General features: G+C 70.9%; 15 protein-coding genes. 8 read left to right on the forward strand and 7 right to left on the reverse strand.

Annotation, left to right across the window (positions count from 1 at the left end; genetic code table 11):
• Nucleotides 1-17: 17 nt before the first annotated feature.
• Entirely contained in the window at nt 18-620 is a 603-nt protein-coding gene (locus ACFSZT_RS11525; RefSeq protein ID WP_377392791.1) for a TIGR03086 family metal-binding protein, read from the reverse strand.
• Nucleotides 617-952, reverse strand: a complete 336-nt coding sequence (locus ACFSZT_RS11530) for a hypothetical protein (protein WP_377392794.1) — start codon at nt 950-952, stop codon at nt 617-619. Before ACFSZT_RS11530 ends, ACFSZT_RS11525 begins: the two co-directional genes overlap by 4 nt.
• Nucleotides 953-1,049: 97 nt before the next feature.
• Between ACFSZT_RS11530 and ACFSZT_RS11535 the strand changes: the two genes are divergently transcribed.
• Nucleotides 1,050-2,057 (forward strand): RNA polymerase subunit sigma-70, encoded by a 1,008-nt coding sequence (locus ACFSZT_RS11535; protein ID WP_377392797.1) that lies wholly within the window; start codon nt 1,050-1,052, stop codon nt 2,055-2,057.
• Between the two features lie 19 nt (nt 2,058-2,076).
• On the opposite strand, the gene ACFSZT_RS11540 is transcribed toward ACFSZT_RS11535, so the two are convergent.
• The 5 genes from ACFSZT_RS11540 to ACFSZT_RS11560 all read right to left on the reverse strand — a co-directional run bounded on the left by ACFSZT_RS11540 (nt 2,077) and on the right by ACFSZT_RS11560 (nt 7,565).
• Nucleotides 2,077-2,424, reverse strand: a complete 348-nt coding sequence (locus tag ACFSZT_RS11540) for a VOC family protein (protein ID WP_377392800.1) — start codon at nt 2,422-2,424, stop codon at nt 2,077-2,079.
• A gap of 105 nt (nt 2,425-2,529) precedes the next feature.
• Nucleotides 2,530-3,189: a Rid family hydrolase gene (locus tag ACFSZT_RS11545; RefSeq protein ID WP_377392803.1), complete on the reverse strand. Its 660-nt coding sequence runs from the start codon at nt 3,187-3,189 to the stop codon at nt 2,530-2,532.
• A gap of 51 nt (nt 3,190-3,240) precedes the next feature.
• Nucleotides 3,241-4,839 carry a flavin monoamine oxidase family protein gene (locus ACFSZT_RS11550; RefSeq protein WP_377392806.1) on the reverse strand — a complete coding sequence of 533 codons (1,599 nt, stop codon included), beginning with the start codon at nt 4,837-4,839 and terminating at the stop codon, nt 3,241-3,243.
• A 188-nt stretch (nt 4,840-5,027) separates the two neighbouring features.
• Complete coding sequence (locus tag ACFSZT_RS11555) at nt 5,028-6,236, reverse strand: acyl-CoA dehydrogenase family protein (protein WP_377392809.1); 1,209 nt, start codon at nt 6,234-6,236, stop codon at nt 5,028-5,030.
• Between the two features lie 33 nt (nt 6,237-6,269).
• Nucleotides 6,270-7,565, reverse strand: coding sequence for an acyl-CoA dehydrogenase family protein (locus ACFSZT_RS11560; protein WP_377392886.1), 1,296 nt, complete (start codon nt 7,563-7,565; stop codon nt 6,270-6,272).
• Nucleotides 7,566-7,807: 242 nt separating this feature from the next.
• Between ACFSZT_RS11560 and ACFSZT_RS11565 the strand changes: the two genes are divergently transcribed.
• The 7 genes from ACFSZT_RS11565 to ACFSZT_RS11595 all read left to right on the forward strand — a co-directional run bounded on the left by ACFSZT_RS11565 (nt 7,808) and on the right by ACFSZT_RS11595 (nt 15,535).
• Entirely contained in the window at nt 7,808-9,088 is a 1,281-nt protein-coding gene (locus ACFSZT_RS11565) for an acyl-CoA dehydrogenase family protein (RefSeq protein WP_377392812.1), read from the forward strand.
• Nucleotides 9,085-10,116: a phosphotransferase family protein gene (locus ACFSZT_RS11570; protein ID WP_377392815.1), complete on the forward strand. Its 1,032-nt coding sequence runs from the start codon at nt 9,085-9,087 to the stop codon at nt 10,114-10,116. The genes ACFSZT_RS11565 and ACFSZT_RS11570 overlap by 4 nt, the downstream gene beginning before the upstream one ends.
• A gap of 99 nt (nt 10,117-10,215) precedes the next feature.
• Nucleotides 10,216-11,247: an LLM class flavin-dependent oxidoreductase gene (locus tag ACFSZT_RS11575; protein ID WP_377392818.1), complete on the forward strand. Its 1,032-nt coding sequence runs from the start codon at nt 10,216-10,218 to the stop codon at nt 11,245-11,247.
• Complete coding sequence (locus ACFSZT_RS11580) at nt 11,244-12,836, forward strand: long-chain fatty acid--CoA ligase (RefSeq protein ID WP_377392821.1); 1,593 nt, start codon at nt 11,244-11,246, stop codon at nt 12,834-12,836. The genes ACFSZT_RS11575 and ACFSZT_RS11580 overlap by 4 nt, the downstream gene beginning before the upstream one ends.
• Nucleotides 12,833-13,951 (forward strand): LLM class flavin-dependent oxidoreductase, encoded by a 1,119-nt coding sequence (locus ACFSZT_RS11585; protein ID WP_377392824.1) that lies wholly within the window; start codon nt 12,833-12,835, stop codon nt 13,949-13,951. The genes ACFSZT_RS11580 and ACFSZT_RS11585 overlap by 4 nt, the downstream gene beginning before the upstream one ends.
• A gap of 31 nt (nt 13,952-13,982) precedes the next feature.
• On the forward strand, nt 13,983-14,783 hold the full coding sequence (locus ACFSZT_RS11590) for an alpha/beta fold hydrolase (protein WP_377392827.1): 801 nt from the start codon (nt 13,983-13,985) through the stop codon (nt 14,781-14,783).
• Complete coding sequence (locus ACFSZT_RS11595) at nt 14,780-15,535, forward strand: SDR family NAD(P)-dependent oxidoreductase (protein WP_377392830.1); 756 nt, start codon at nt 14,780-14,782, stop codon at nt 15,533-15,535. Before ACFSZT_RS11590 ends, ACFSZT_RS11595 begins: the two co-directional genes overlap by 4 nt.
• The last annotated feature ends 58 nt before the right edge of the window (nt 15,536-15,593 follow it).

Below are 15,593 nucleotides of genomic sequence, written 5' to 3' on the forward strand. Positions count from 1 at the left end.
CGCAGCCGCGACGGCGGTCAGCGCGTCGCTGCCACGGAGCGCCCCAGGAGCGCGGCGAGCCGGTCGAGCGGCGGCGCGTGGTCGGCCGCCGGTTGCGGTGGCGCGAACGGACTCCGGTCGGGCGGGACGTCGGCGAGCTTGGCGCGGGCGAATCCCATCTGCCGCTCGACGACGTCGTCGGGGAAGCGGGCCCGCCGGCCGGTGGCCCGGGCGAGGTCCCAGCCGTGCACCAGGTCCTCGACGGCGCGCAGGTGCACGGCGGCGAGGCCGGGGACGGGCCCGACGGGAACCCGGAAGACCCGCTCCAGCACGCCCGGGCGCCGGAAGGCGGCGAGCAGGTCCTCGGCGGCGGACCGGTAGGCGCCCGCCGGGTCGTCGCCGAGCGCGTCGGCTGCCGTGGGGTCCAAGGCGCCGGGCGTGACGGCCGCTCGGTCGCGCAGGATCCCGGCGAAGAGGCGGTTGCCCAGCACCATGTGGTTGACCAGGTCGTGCACCGACCACTGCGGGCACGGAGTCGGCGCGCTCCAGTCCTCCCGCCCGACGGCGGCGACCAGCTCGTGCACGGCGCCCAGGACCGCGGCGAGGTCCTTGAGGGGAGACGGCTCGGGGTGGCCGGTCACTGCCGGGCCCCTTCCCGTTCCCGCAGGCCGGTGACGAACTCGCGGGCTTCCAGCAGGTAGGCGGTGCCGGCGTCCCGGCCGGCCGGCGTGAGGCAGACCCACTGCCGCATCGGCCGGCCGGGACGGGGCTCGCACGGGCGGCCCTCGCCCGTGGCGATCAGCTCGGTGACGCGAGCGGCGGGCAGCTTGACGACCAGGGCGTCGCCGGTGGCGAAGGCGTAGAACGTGCCGGCGGTCTTCAAGCCGGGTGCGTGCAGCATCCGTCCCCGCTCGTCGCCGGGATACCGCTCGAGCACCGCGCGGCTGGCGTGTTCGAACTCGTCCGGATCCATGTCGGTCCTCCCGTTTCCGTGTGGCCTCTCGGTTGTCGAGACACCGCCCGCCGGCGAAACGGAACGCCCGGGACGACACGCGTGGGAGCATGTGCCGGTGACCACGGACCTCCTGGAGCGCGCCCGGCACGGTGACGGGCAGGCGTTTCGCGAGCTCACCGACCCCTACCGGCACGAACTGCACGTCCATTGTTACCGCATGCTCGGCTCGCTCACCGACGCCGAGGACATGCTGCAGGAGACGTTGCTCGCGGCGTGGCGTGGATTGGCCGGCTTCGCGGGCCGCGCCTCGCTGCGGGCCTGGCTGTACCGCATCGCGACCAACCGCTGCCTCAACGCGCTGCGCGACGCCGGGCGACGGCGGCCGCCCGAACCGACGCCGTCGTTCGATCCGCCCGAGCCCACTCACCGCGGCGACGTGACGTGGCTGCAGCCCTACCCGGACCGGCTGCTGGAGCAGATCGCCGAGAGCACGCCGGGTCCGGAGGCCGGCTACCACGCCCGGGAAACGATCGAGCTGGCCTTCATCGCGGGGCTGCAGCACCTTCCCCCGCGCCAAGCCGCGGTCCTCGTGCTGCGGGACGTGCTCGGCTACTCCACCGCGGACGTCGCCGACATGCTGGGGACCACCCCGACCGTCGTCAAGGGCGCCCTGCAACGCGCCCGGGCGCACCTGGACCGCGAGCGGCGCGACCGGAATCCCGAGTGCCTGGCGCTGCCGGAGTCACCGCGAGAACGGGAGCTGTCCCGGCGCTTCGCGGACGCGTTCATCGCCGGCGACGTCGACGGCATCCTCACTCTGCTGACCGGCGACGCGTGGCTGGCCATGCCGCCGGCACCCCACGAGTACCACGGCCGGGCCGCCGTCGCGAGCATGGTCACCACGTTCCTGACCTGGCGGGGCCGGCGCGGCGTCCGGCTGATCCCCACCCGGGCCAACACCCAGCCGGCGTTCGGCTGCTATCTCACCGCACCGGGTGAGACGAGCGGGTACCCGGCGGGGCTGCTGGTGTTGACCGTGGGCCAGCACCGGATCCGTGGCATCACGTGGTTTCTCCACGACGACGTGCCGCCCCGGTTCGCCCTCCCGGACACGACCCGCTGACCACCGCACCGGCCGGAGGCTAGCTGCCGGGCGCCTCGGCGAGCGCGAGTTTGTTGCCGTCCGGGTCGGGTACGACGACATGCCGCACGCCGTTGTCGTAGGTCTCCACGGGTTCGTGCCCGATGCCGTGCGCGGCGAGGCGAGCCAGGATCTCGTCCAGACCGTCGACCTCGAGCGTGAGCAGGGCGTTGCCCGCCCGCTCGGTGTGCTCGTCGACGACCACCCACGCCGTGTCGCTGACCTCCCACAGCGCCTCGGTGCCGATGACCTCGTCGGCCTGCCGCCCGAAGAACACCGCGAACCACTCGAGCGCGGCCGCACGGTCGGCCACCGCAACGACGCTGTACAGCCGGTTCATCGACGCCATGCCGGCACCCTAGCGGCGGCAGGCGACAAATCGCCGTCCTTTGTGCTCTGCGCGAAAGCGGCCGCACGGCGTCCCGGGCCGGTCACCGGGACGCCGCGTGTCCGCTCACGTGGCCGGGTACACCGCGTCCACCTCGATCTCCACCAGCCAGCCCTCGACCGGCAGGTTCTCCACCTCCACAACGAACCGCGACGGCCGGGCGGGATTGACGACCATGGGCGGTGCGGGAGCCGCCGAGCCGAGCGGTACGTCGATCACCTCGCCGGTGGAGACGCTGGTGTTGGCGAAGAACTGCCGGTAGGCGCGGTTGAACCCCGCGAAGTCCAGCCTGTCCTCGCCGTCGGGGTTCTGCAGGAACACCCGCATCGAGACGACGTCGTCGAAGGACAGGCCGGCGTTCTCCAGGTTCTCCCCGATCCGGCGCAGCGCCCCGAGGGCCTGCGCCTCGGTCAGGGTGACGCCCTCGGGCAGGTCCGCGCCGGGGAACAGATCGGTCGGGATGTAGCGCTGCTCGCTGCCCTCCGGCGCGTCGTCGTTCATGTCGGCCGGTCCCAGCCCGCTGCTCTTGTACCACGCGACGTTCTTCCCGATCGCGACGCCGTCGGCGATCATCGGGTTGTCCTGGCCCTCCGGCAGGACGGTGACCGACTCGGTCGGCCTGGGCGGGAACAGACCTCCGGCGACGGCCGTCGCGGGAACGGTCACGGCGGCGGTGGCGGCGATCGCGATGGCCACCTTGGCCCGCGTCGACACGGTACGTTTCACAGGGATCTCCTCGGGAAGTCGGGCCGACGCGGAGCCGGCGGCCGGCGATGGTCAGCCCGCGGCGGCGACGCGGTCCTGGATCCGGGTGACGGTGGCGCGTGCCGAGACCATCGCCCCGTGCTGCCAGGCGATGGCGTGGCTGAGGTGGTCGCCTGCGAAGTGGATGTTCCCGGCCGGTTCGAGCAGGCGGGCGTAGTCCGGGCCGGTCTGGTCGGGCCAAGACACCCAGGCTCCCTCGGAGAACGGCGCACGTGCCCAGTTCTGGGAGAACGATGCGGTGATGCCGCGTGCGTAGACGTCACCGAAAATCTTCTTCCCCTGCTCCACGGTGCGACGCAGCCGCCGGTCGGGCGTGAGCGTGCCGTAGGTGTCGGCGCTGCCCCCGGTGTTGTAGTAGCCGATCATCACGCCCTTGTCGCCGTGGTAGCCGTAGGAGGGATGCCAGATGTTGGCCAGGTCGGTGTTGGCGTTGGAGATCCCGCCGTAGATGCGGTAATCCTCCTCCCACCAGCGCCGGTCGTACTCGATGCCGAGCTTGCCCGCGTTGGTCACGCGCACCGAGGCCAGTGCGTTGACGACCTCGCCGGGCAGGTTGCTGGGGATCCGGGCGGCGAGGTGCGGTGGCAGCGCGTTGACGGCGAAGTCCGCGGTGACCGTCTTGACGGCACCGCCCTGCCGGTAGTCGACCTCCACGCCGCCGGTGGTGTTGCGGTACCGGACGATCTCGGCGTTGTACCGGAAACGGCGCCTGCCGATGGCGTCGGAAAAGGCGTAGGCGATGCGGTCCATCCCGCCCACCGGCTGGAGCATCACCATGGCCTGGTCGAAACCGAACTCGAAGGCGAAGTACTGGCCGATCCCGGACGCCAGCACGTCGGACAGCGCGTAGGGATCCGTTTCGACCCCGGACTCCAGCCCCGCCCCCGGCTGCACCGTGTATCCGCGCCTGCTCGTGCCGGTGTAGGCGAAGCTGCCGTCGGGATCACCGTCCACTTTGTCTCCGATGTCGCCGAACCGGCGCAGGAAGGCGATGAGCGCCTCCTTGTCGTCCTCGGTGAGGTAGGAGTCGAGGGCGCCCTGGTCGGCGGCCTTCGCCAGCAGTTCGGAGGTGTAGCCGTAGACGTCCGCCTTCGCGGCACGGTGCCGGATCGCCTTGCCGTGCAGCCCGTGGTCGCCCTCGCGGTAGAGGAAGGCGTCGGCGTTCTGGTTGTTGAACACCTCCACCGCGACGCCGAGTTCCTTGCAGTAGTCCAGAGTGACGTGCATCTGCGGGATCCGCCCGGGCCCGGTATTCATGTACTCGCCGCGGGAGAAGCCCGCGCGCTGCCGGTTGCCGTCGAGATCGGTGTAGGTGTCACCGCCCCGGACGGTCCAGTTGCGACCGCCGGGCCGGTCGCGGGCCTCGAGGACGGTGACGTCGTAGCCGCCCTTCAGCAGCTCGTACGCCGCGGTCATGCCGGCGATGCCGCCGCCCATGACCACGACGGACCTGCCGCCGCGGCCACGCAGGGCGTTGCTGTCCAACGGGGTGAACGGAGGTGTCTGCGCGGCGGCGGGAGCGAGCCCGAGTGCGCCCATTGTGGAGTACATGACGCCTGCTCCACCGGCGATTCCGATGCTGCGCAGCAGATCACGGCGAGTGATGCTCAATGCGGTCTCCCATTGTCGAACTGCCGCTGTGCGTGGGCAGCCGAACGTTAGGAGACAAAAATGTCGGCGCTGTTAGCGTTTCTCACCGGGCATGACGTGCCGGTTACGGTTCGCGCGCCGGGCGCCGATGGGCGGATGTCCGCGCCCGCATCCGGCGCAGTGGCGCTACGCCGGATGCGGGCACGCGACTACTTCAGCTCGCCGCTCGTCTTGCCGAGGAGCCTGCGGGCGATGATGAGTTGCTGGATCTGTTGCGTGCCCTCGAAGATGTCGAGGATCTTGGCGTCGCGGGCCCACTTCTCCAGCAGCGATTCCTCGGTGTATCCGAGGGTGCCCGCGAGCTCGACGCAGCGCAGGGTGATGTCCACAACGGAACGGCCCGCCTTCGCCTTGGCCATGGACGCCTGCAGCGAGTTGGGCTTGCGGTTGTCGGCCATCCACGCGGACTCGAGCGTCAGCAGGTAGGCCGCCTCGTAGTCGGCCTCCAGCTGCAGGTACGTCGCAGCCGCCGCGGACTGCGTGGCGAGCGGCTGGTCGTAGTCGACGCTGATCCCGGCTTCGTCGAGCAGCCGCTTGGTCTCCTCCGACGCAGCCCGCGCGACGCCGACCGCCATGGCGGCCACCAGCGGCCGGGTGTTGTCGAAGGTCTGCATGACCCCGGCGAAGCCCTTTTTCGTGTCGATGTCCGGGCTGCCGAGCAGGTTCTCCTTGGGCACGCGGCAGTTCTCGAACCGCAGTACCGCTGTGTCGGAGGCGCGGATGCCGAGCTTGTGCTCCAGGCGCACGATCTCGAAGCCCGGGGTGCCCTTCTCGACCACGAAGGACTTGATGGCCGCGCGGCCCTTCGACTTGTCCAGCGTCGCCCACACCACGACCGCGTCGGCGCGCTGGCCCGCCGTCACGAAGATCTTCTCGCCGTTGAGCACATAGGAGTCGCCGTCCGGCGTGGCCGTGGTGGTGATGGCCGCAGAGTCGGACCCGCAGCCCGGCTCGGTGATCGCCATGGCGGCCCACATGCCCTTGAACCGTTCCAGCTGCTCGTCGTCGGCGACCGACGCGATGGCGGCGTTGCCGAGCCCCTGCCGCGGCATCGACAGCAGCAGCGCCACGTCGCCCCAGCACATCTCGATGGCGCCGAGCACAGTGGACAGGTTGCCGCCGTTGCGGTTGCCGGTCTCCTTCTCGTCGCCCCTGCGCCGCACACCCGCCGCGCCCGCGCCGCCCTCGCCCGACGTGTTGAGCCCGTCGAGCAGCGCCGCCAGCATGTCCAGCTCGGTCGGGTAGGCGTGCTCGGCGCGGTCGTACTTGCGCGAGATCGGCCGGAACACCTCCGCGGCCGCCTGGTGCGCCTGGTTGACCAGCGTCTTGGCCTTCTTGGGGATCTCGAGGTTGATCACAGCAGCCCTTTCAGCGCCGGGTCGGAGGAGAACTCAGAGGAGAACGATGCCGTCGAGCACGCCGATGGCGCGCAGATCGCGGTACCAGCGCTCGACGGGGTGCTCCTTGACGAAGCCGTGCCCGCCGAGCAGCTGCACGCCGGTGCTGCCGATCTGCATGCCCTTGTCGACGGCGAGCTTGCGCGCGAGCGCGACCTCCCGCGCGTACGGCTTGCCCTGCTCGGCGCGCGAGGCCGCTCGCAGCATCACCAGCCGCATGCTCTCCAGCTCGATCGCGATGTCGGAGACCTGGAACGCCACACCCTGCCGGTGGCTGATCGGCTCGCCGAACGCCTGCCGCTCGTTGACGTAGGGGATCACGTAGTCGAGCACGGCCTTGCCGGTACCGCAGGCCAGCGCGGCCCAGCCCAGCCGGGAGAGCCGCACGACGTCGGTGAAGACGTCGCGCTTGCCGCCTCCGAGCAGTGCGCCCGCCGGCAGGTTGACCTTGTCCAGCACCAGCTTCGCCGTCGCCGCGCCACGCAGACCCATGGCGGGTTCGGGTTCCACGGACACGCCCGCGATGGAGGACTCCACGATGAACAGGGCGGGGCCGCGGCCTTCCAAATCGGCGGAGACCACGAACAGTTCCGCCTGCCCGGCGCGCGGCACGAGCGACTTGACGCCGTCGAGGCGGTAACCGTTCGGCGTGCGCCTGGCTCGGGTCTTCGGCGCGAACGGGTCGAACAGCGGCGTGCGTTCCTGCAGGGCGAGTGCGGCGGCGGGCACGTGCTCGCCCGCGAACGCGGGCACGTAGGTGGCCTGCTGGTCCTCGTCGCCCCACTGCACCAGCGCCGTGCTCACCGCCGAGGGCGCCAGCACGGCGACGGCCAGCCCCAGATCGCCGTGGGCGAGTGCCTCGGCGACGAGCGCGTTGGTCACCACCGACCGTTCCGAGCCGACTCCGCCGAGCTCCTCGGGGATGCCGACCTGCGTCACGCCGAGTTCGGCGGCGCGGGCGAGCAGGCCGTCGGGCGGGGTGAGCTTGTCGTCGGCCTCGGCGGCCGCTGGACGCAGCTGCTCGGCGGCGAACTCGCTCACCGTCTCGACGATCATCTGCTGCTCGTCGGTGGGGGTGAGATCGAACAGCCCGGCCTCGGGCGCCGGTGCGAGCCGGGCGGGCTTGCCCAGCCGGGTGGTCGCCTTGAAGGTGCGGTTCGCGGCCCCGGCCGCGCGGAAGCCCGCGCGCGTGGCCGACGACACGACGTTCTCCACGGGTTTGCGCAACCCGGCGCGGTCGAGCAGCTTGCTGCCTGCCAGCCGGTTGAGCACGGCCAGGCCCAGCCCCATGGCGTCGCGCCCAGGCTGCGGATTCTGTCGGGCCACAGTCATCCCCTTCGGTTACCTACTCATGAGTAGGTTAGCGCTCCGGGAGGTCACCCGCCAGTGGGGGTGGGCAACGAACGGGCACGGCTGTGGAACTCCACAACGGCCCCCTCTCCGGCATCTGGTCGGCGCCCGGCGGCCGTTCCTAGCGTTGACGCGCATCCGCGGAACACCGACCGCGCGACTCCAGTCGAAGAGGACGGCAGATGAGCTGGGATTTCTCCACCGAACCCGAATTCGAGGCGAAGCTGGACTGGGCACGCCGCTTCGTGCGGGACGAGATCTATCCGCTGGAGGTCCTCGACCTCGACCACGCCACCTTCCGCACAATCGCAGCGCCGCTGCAGCAGCAGGTCAAGGACCACGGGTTGTGGGCGGCCCACCTGGGCCCCGACCTCGGCGGCCAGGGCTACGGCCAGCTTCGGCTGGGCCTGCTGCACGAGATCCTCGGTACCAGCGAACTCGCCCCATACGTCTTCGGCTGCCAGGCACCCGACTCCGGCAACGCCGAACTGCTCGCCATCGCGGGCACCGAGCAGCAGCGCGAGCGCTGGATGCACCCGCTGCTGCGGGGCGAGGTGCTGAGCGCCTTCTCGATGACCGAGCAGGGCACGGGGTCCGACCCCCGGCAGTTCACCACGTCGGCCTACCTCGACGGTGACCACTGGGTGCTGAACGGCACCAAGTGGTTCGTCGGCAACGCCTCGCGCGCCGACTTCCACATCGTCATGGCCGTCACCGAACCGGACGCACCGCCGCACCACCGGATGTCGATGCTCATCGTGCCCACGGACGTTCCCGGCATCGAGACCCGCGAGATCGGCCTCATGAACGACCCGGAGCACAAGAATCCGGTGTGGTCGCACTGCGAGGTCACCTACTCCGACGTGCGCGTACCCGCGGAGAACCTGCTCGGGCACCGGGGTGAGGCGTTCGCGCTCGCCCAGCAGCGGCTCGGCCCCGGCCGCATCCACCACTGCATGCGCTGGATCGGCGTGTGCAGGCGCGCGTTCGACATGCTGTGCGAGCGGGCGGTGAGCATCGACGTGCACGGCAGCCTGCTCTCGGAGAAGCAGACCGTGCAGAACTGGGTGGCCGACTGCGCCGCCGCGATCGAGTCCGCCCGGCTGCTCACCCTCCACACGGCGTGGAAGATCGACCAGGTCGGGGCCAAGGAGGCGCGCACCGAGATCGCGATGATCAAGTACCACGGCGCGGCCGTGCTGCACGACGTCATCGACAAGGCGATCCAGGTGCACGGTTCGCTCGGGTTCTCCACCGACATGCCGCTGGAGCAGATGTACCGGTGGGCGCGCGCCGCGCGGATCTACGACGGGCCTGACGAGGTCCACCGCGTCACCGTCGCCCGCCGGGTGCTGCGGGGCTACCAGCCGGCGAAGGTGCCCACCGAGCACATCCCCACGAGGCGTGCCGAGGCGCTGGAGCGGTTCCGCGACCACCTCGAACTGGCGCTGGCGGCCCAATGACCGCGCCCGGACAGCTGCTGGACACCTCGCTCGGGGACTGGCTGAGCGAGCACACCGGCCGGTCGGGAGCGTGGGAACTGCACCGGCTGGCCGGCGGCAACTCCAACGAGACCTGCCTGCTGACCTGCGACGGCACGCGCTACGTGCTGCGCAGGCCACCGCGGCACGCGCTGTCGGCCTCCGCGCACAGCGTGAGCCGCGAGCACCGCGTGCTCACCGCGCTCGCCGGAACACCGGTCGCCGCGCCGCGGCCCGTCGCTCTGTGTGAGGACCCGGCCGTCCCCATGGCGCCGTTCCTGCTGATGGAGCACGTCCCGGATGCCGTGTCCGTCACCCACGAGCTGCCCGCCGCCTACGCCGGTGACCCGGCCGCCGTCACCCGGCTGGCGGAGGACATGGTGGACGCGCTCGCGGCGATCCACCGCCTCGACTGGCGCGCTGCCGGTCTCGCCGATTTCGGGCGGCCGGAGCGGTTCCTCGAACGTCAGGTGCCGCGGTGGTACCGGCAGTGGCAGGGCGTGGCGCGGCGACCGTTGCCGAGGATGGAGCAGGTGGCGGACTGGCTGGAGCGCAACCGCCCGGAAGGCTCGACGCCCGCCTTGCTGCACGGCGACTTCCATCTCGACAACTGCCTCGTGTCCACGCGGGAGCCACGACTGCTCGCGGTGATCGACTGGGAGATGTCCACCATCGGGGACCCGCTGGTGGACCTCGGGCTGTTGCTGGCTTTCTGGGGTGATCGGCCGCTCCCTCGTCCCGCGATGCCGGCGATCCAGGCGGTGTCCCGGCTGCCTGGATCGCCCACCCGGGAGGACCTGCTCGCCCGTTACGAGCAGGCCGTGGGCAGGCGGGTGGAACACATCGCCTACTACCAGTGCCTCGCGTTCTTCAAGCTCGCCGCGATCGTCGAGGCCGCGTGGTCGCAGCACCTGGCGGGGGAGCTGGACACGCCGTACTCCAGGGCGCTCGAGTACGACGTGCCCGCGCTGCTGGACGAGGCCGCCGCGTTCGCCGGCCTGGCGAGTTGATCTGGAGATTCCGACAACCGGTGCCGGACGTGATCCTGGCCACCACGGTGCGCGCCCGGCATTGTCGGTCCCGGCAGGAACGTCGACAAAGGAGACGACGTGGATCAACGCGACTGCACCTTCGGGCTCTGGTACGACTTCCGTAACCCGCCGCGATGGCACCGGCCGTTCAGCACCCTCTACCGCGAGGCGCTCGACCAGATCGCGTGGGCGGAGAGTCTGGGCATCGGGTCGGTCTGGCTGACCGAACACCACTTCGTCGAGGACGGCTACACGCCCTCGCCGTTCGCGCTGGCCGCCGCCATCGGCGAGCGCACGAGCACCCTGCGGATCGGGACGAACCTCATCGTCGCCCCGCTGCACAACCCGGTGCGGCTCGCGGAGGACGCCGCGACGATCTCCCTGCTCACCGGCGGCCGTTTCGACCTCGGCCTGGGGCAGGGCTACTGGGCGCCGGAGTTCGCCGCGTTCCAGCGGAACCTCAAGCACCGGCCCAGCCTGCTCGAGGAGAGCGTCGCGCTGATCCGGCGCGCCTGGGCAGGCGACGACACGCCGTTCGAGGGCAAGCGGTTCCAGCTGCCCGCGGTCCGGGTGACCCCGGTGCCCGAGCAGCAGCCGAAGCTGCTCGTCGGCGCGATGGCCGAGCCGGCGATCGAGCGGGCGGCGCGGATCGCGGACGGTTTCCTCAGCACCCAGAACATCCACCAGCCGTCCTATCTGGACGCGCTGGACCGGGTCGGGAAGTCGCGTGCGGACGGTGAGATCTACGCGGGCCAGTGGGCGGTGATCGCCGAGGACCCCGAACGGGAGTGGGCCCGGATCGGCGAACACGCCCTGTACCAGCTGAACAACTACATCTCCTGGGGGGCGTTCGGGCCTCCGGATGAGGTGCCGCGGTTCGCCGACCCGGGCGAGATCCTGGCCGCGGGCGCCTTCCAGCTGTGGGACCCGGCGACCGCCGTCGACGAACTGACGGCGCTGCTGCGTGAACGCCCGCAGATCAAGGACGTGCACTTCTGGGCACAGCTCCCCGGCGAGGGAGTGGACAGCGGCTCGGCGAGGGTGGAGCTGCTGGCGTCCAAAGTGATCCCCGAGGTGCGGCAGCGGCTGGCCGTCGAGGTGGCGCGGTGAGCTCTCCGCTGCTGGTCACGGAGTTCCTGCACCGGGCCCGGGAGTTCTTTCCCGGCAAGGAGATCGTGCAGTATCACGACGGCGAGCCGGTGCACCGCTACACCTACCGCGACTACTACGACCGGGTGCTCCGGCTCGCCGGGGCATTGCGCGAGCTGGGGGTGCGGCCGGGTGACCGGGTGGCCACGCTGGCGTGGAACCACTACCGGCACCTCGAGCTCTACCTGGCCGTGCCACTGGCGGGCGCCGTGCTGCACACCGTCAACCTGAGGCTGGAGCCCGCGGAGATCGACTACATCCTCGGCCACGCAGGCGACCGGGTGCTGGTGGCCGACTCGTCACTGCTGCCGAGCGTGGAGCAGGCGCGTGCGGCGCGCCCGGACATGCTCGTCGTCGGCACGGACGGCGCCGGACCCGGCGTGCTGGACTACGAGGACTTGGTCGCGAGCGGCGCGCCACTGCTCGATCCGCCCGCCGTGGCGGAGGACGACCTGGCCGCCCTGTGCTACACGTCCGGGACGACCGGGTTCCCGAAAGGTGTCGGCTACTCGCACCGGGCGCTCTACCTGCACACGTTCGCCGCCTGCCTCGCCGACGGGCACGCGATCAGCGAGCGCGACACCGTGCTGCACGTGGTGCCGATGTTCCACGCCAACGCCTGGGGCATCCCGTTCGCCGCGCTCATGTCGGGCGCCACGCAGGTGCTGCCGGGCGCGCACCCCGTGCCTGCGGGCATCGCGCGCGCGATCGAGGCCGAGCGCGTCACCTACACCGGCATGGTGCCCACGGTGGCGGTCGACCTGCTCCGGGTAGCCGCCGCGACCGGCGCCGACCTGGGCAGCCTGCGGGCACTCGTGCTCGGCGGTTCGTCACCCAGCGAGGAGCTGGTGCGCTCCATCGAGGAGCAACTCGGCGTGCCGGTGTTCCAGGGCTGGGGGATGACCGAGATCTCCCCGATGGGCACGTTCTCGCGGCCGTTGCCGTCGGTCGAGCACGACCCTGCGCAGCGGCGGCGGCTGATCCGCAAGCAGGGCAGGCTGCTGCCCGGGCTGCGCTGGCGGCTCGTGGACGACGAGGGCCGCGAGCAGCCACACGACGGTGTCGCGCGCGGGGAACTGCTCATCCGCGGGCCGTGGGTGGCGACGTCGTACTTCCGGGACGAGCACCCGGAGAGCTTCACCGACGGCTGGCTGCGCACCGGTGACATCGCGACCATCGACGAGCACGGCTATCTGGAGGTCGTCGACCGCGCGAAGGACCTCATCAAGAGCGGCGGGGAGTGGATCAGCTCGGTCGCGCTGGAGCAGGCGCTCACCGGGCATCCCGCCGTCGCCGACGCCGCCGTGGTCGCCGTTCCGCACGAGCGGTGGCAGGAGCGCCCGCTCGCGCTCGTCGTCCTCGACAGCGGTCAGGAGGCCGAGCCGGACGACGTCCTCGAGTGGCTGCGGGGGCAGGTGCCGCGGTGGTGGGTGCCGGAACGCATCGTGGTCGTGGACTCCCTGCCGAGGACCAGCGTCGGCAAGCTCGACAAGAAGGCACTGCGGGACAAGGTGGCCGCAGGCCTGTCCGACGTGCGGGGGCGGCCATGAGATTCGGCGTGTTCTACGTGCTGGAGTGTCCCGACCACGACTTCAGCCGCGCGTACCGGGAGATGCTGGCGCAGATCGACTACGCCGAGTACCTCGGGTTCGACGAGGTGTGGCTCGCCGAACACCACGGCAGCGACTACGGTTCCCTGCCCTCGCCGCAAGTCGCCGCGGCCGCCGTGGCCGAACGCACGACTCGGATGCGGATCGGGATCGCGGTCAGCAACCTGACGTTCGACTGGCCGGTGCGGGTCGCCGAGGACTACGCCATGGTGGATGTGCTCTCCGGCGGGCGGCTCGACTTCGGCGCAGGCCGGGGCTACCAGCCCGCCGAATTCCACAACATGGGCGTGGGTGACCGCCAGCCGGTCAGCCGGGAGGTGTTCGGGGAGGCACTGGAGATCATCCGCGGCCTATGGAGCAAACGGCCGGGGCAGCCGTTCTCCTTCCACGGCAAGCACTTCGACATCGACGGCGTGGACTGCAGGCCCACCCCCGTGCAGCGGCCGACGCCGCCGATGTACGTGGCGTCGATCAGTCCGGAGACCTTCGAGCTGGTCGCCACGACGGGGTACAACCTCCTCGTCACCCCGACACTCATGACGCTTCCGGAGCTGAACCGGCTGGTGGTGGATCTCAAACGCAGGTTGATCGCGGGCGGGCGGGAGCCGCTCTCGCTCGACTTCCCGATGAACTGGCAGATCCACCTCGCCGACACCACGGCCGAGGCGGTCGCGGACGTCGCCCAGCCGCTGACGTGGTACTACCGCAACGTCCTCGACCTGCTGCCGAGCGGGCCGACAGTGCCGCCCAGCTATGAACGCTATGCCGAGCTGGCGGCCACATCCGACGAAGCAGGCGGACTGACGCTGGAGGGCCTGCGCGAGAGCGGTGTCGTCTACGTGGGTGAGCCCGCCGGCCTTGTCGGCGAGATCGAGACGCTCTACCAGGAGACGGGGCTGCAGCACCTGATCTGCTGGATGCGGTTCGGTGGCCTGGCCCACGACAAGGTGATCCGCTCGATGGAGCTGTTCGCCGAGGACGTCATGCCGCATTTCCGCGACCGGCCGCCGGTCGTCCCGCGGGCGCTGCGAGACGAGGTCGCGGCCATCCGATGACGAGGGAATCCGAACGAGAAGGGTGAAACCAATGGCATATCTCGAAGTCGAGGGCAGCCGACGGATCTACTTCGAACACCACGCCGGTTCGGGCAGGCCGGTGGTGCTGGTCCACGGCTGGGGCGCGACCGGGCGGTGCTGGGACACCGTGGCACCCGCCCTCCTGGAGAACGGCAACGAGGTCGTCATCGTCGACCAGCGCGCATGTGGACGGTCCGACAACGACTTCGCCGACGTGTCGATCTCCGCGCTCGGCGCCGACGTCGCACTGCTGTGCACCCGGTTGTCGCTGCGCCAACCGGTCATCAACGGCTGGTCCCTGGGTGGCGCGGTCGCCGTCGACGCCGCATCCCGGCTGGGCGACAAGGCGGGCGGAGTCGTGCTGACCGGAGGCGCGACGCCCCGGTACACCTCCGCGCCGGACTGGCCGCACGGTGGCACGCTCGACGATGTCCAGGGTGTGCTGGACGGACTGGCCGCCGACCGCGCCACCACGCTCAAGGGCGTCGCCGCCGCGGTGTGCGCCAAGCCGGTGTCCCCGGAGGTCATCTCCTGGTTGTGGGGCATGTTCCTGGAAATGGGCCCACGTGGCGACAAGTCCCTGCGTGATCTGGCCGATGTGGACCAGCGCAAGACGCTGGGCGCACTGACGGTGCCGGTCTTGTTCCTGCACGGCACCGAGGACGGGTTCGTTCCGTTCTCCGGGGCGGAGGCCGCGGTCGAACTGTGTGCCGACGGGCGTCTCGTGGACTTCCCGGGCTGCGGGCACGCGCCGTTCCTCGAGGACCGGCAGACCTACCTCGCCGAGCTGATCGGATTCCTGAACCGATGACCACCTGGCTGGTGACCGGTGGCTCCCGCGGCATCGGGCGGGCCGTCGTCGACCACGTCGCCGCGGCGGGCGACTCGGTCGCGACGTTCTCCAGATCCGCACCGGCCACCCCGCCGTCGCATCCCGACCGGGTACTCGAGGTGAAGGCCGACGTGACCGACGCGGAGTCCATCCGGCGCGGCGTCGAGACGGTGCTGGAGAAGTTCGGCTCGATCGACGTGGTGGTCAACAGCGCCGGCGTGCACTGTGGCGGCCGCGTGGACAGCCTGGACCGCGCGGCGTGGGACGAGGTCCTGTCGACCAACCTCACCGGCGCCTTCGACATGTGCCGGGCCGTGGTGCCGGTGCTGCGGCCGGGGTCGGCGATCGTCAACGTCGGCGCCGTCGTCGGATTGCGTGGTTTCCCCGGCGACGTCGCCTACGGTTCGGCCAAGGCGGGCCTGAGTGGACTGACCCAGGTGCTCGCCGTGGAGCTGGCGCCGCGCGGTATCCGGGTCAATCTGGTCGTGCCCGGTTTTGTGGACACCGACATGACCGCCGGGCTCACCGAACGGGCCCGCAGGCGCGTCATCGACACCATTCCCGCGGGCCGCACCGGCACTCCGGAGGAGATCGCCGAGGTGATCGCCGCGGTCGCCCGCTCGACGTACATGACCGGGGCGACCGTGCCCGTGGACGGCGGTCTGCTCGCCACGTTCGGGGGAGGCAGACCATCGGGCATTGTGCCGGTCTCCAACGAGGCCGCGGATTGAGGAGTGCTGCCGCCCGAGCGTTCTCACTAGCGTCGGGCACACAGTGTGAGAAATCCGG

This window comes from Prauserella oleivorans, from assembly GCF_042685745.1.
Lineage (GTDB): Bacteria > Actinomycetota > Actinomycetes > Mycobacteriales > Pseudonocardiaceae > Prauserella_A > Prauserella_A oleivorans.

Bases quoted from the DNA above. Each gene is read 5' to 3' on its own strand.
- ACFSZT_RS11530 (WP_377392794.1), bottom strand. From the start codon at position 952: ATGGATCCGGACGAGTTCGAACACGCCAGCCGCGCGGTGCTCGAGCGG.
- ACFSZT_RS11540 (WP_377392800.1), bottom strand. From the start codon at position 2,424: ATGGCGTCGATGAACCGGCTGTACAGCGTCGTTGCGGTGGCCGACCGT.
- ACFSZT_RS11560 (WP_377392886.1), bottom strand. From the start codon at position 7,565: ATGGGGCTGGGCCTGGCCGTGCTCAACCGGCTGGCAGGCAGCAAGCTG.
- ACFSZT_RS11565 (WP_377392812.1), top strand. From the start codon at position 7,808: ATGAGCTGGGATTTCTCCACCGAACCCGAATTCGAGGCGAAGCTGGAC.
- ACFSZT_RS11570 (WP_377392815.1), top strand. From the start codon at position 9,085: ATGACCGCGCCCGGACAGCTGCTGGACACCTCGCTCGGGGACTGGCTG.
- ACFSZT_RS11585 (WP_377392824.1), top strand. From the start codon at position 12,833: ATGAGATTCGGCGTGTTCTACGTGCTGGAGTGTCCCGACCACGACTTC.
- ACFSZT_RS11590 (WP_377392827.1), top strand. From the start codon at position 13,983: ATGGCATATCTCGAAGTCGAGGGCAGCCGACGGATCTACTTCGAACAC.
- ACFSZT_RS11595 (WP_377392830.1), top strand. From the start codon at position 14,780: ATGACCACCTGGCTGGTGACCGGTGGCTCCCGCGGCATCGGGCGGGCC.